Here is a 380-nt window from a genome sequence, read left to right as displayed (position 1 = left end):
GCGGCAGCAGCCGCCTGTATGCCCCTCCGGGGGAGTTTTGTTGGTGAGAATCTCTTGTGTAATCTTCGGGTGATATTGGAATCTTACAGTACAAGTGGAATGCGAACTCTTTTCTTTTTTTGCTTCTTTTTTTCTTTTCAGTAAAGAAAAAAAGAAGCGTAACTCCTTGTGAAATCGGCTGGCTGCTGTGGCGGGGAATCCCTCAGTCACCTGCGGTGACGGCTCAGCACAAGGCACGCCCTTCGGGTGCCCTAAAGGGGAGCCTAGCAATACAAGCTTGCAAACGCCGTATCAAATAAAGTTAACCACCTACACAAGCAACACCTCAAAGAACCAACACTGCAAGTACAGGCAAGGGCAACAACCGGCGTTGGCAAGCC

The organism is Ruminococcus callidus ATCC 27760, assembly GCF_000468015.1.
GTDB lineage: Bacteria > Bacillota > Clostridia > Oscillospirales > Ruminococcaceae > Ruminococcus_C > Ruminococcus_C callidus.
This window is presented reverse-complemented; position numbering follows the sequence as displayed.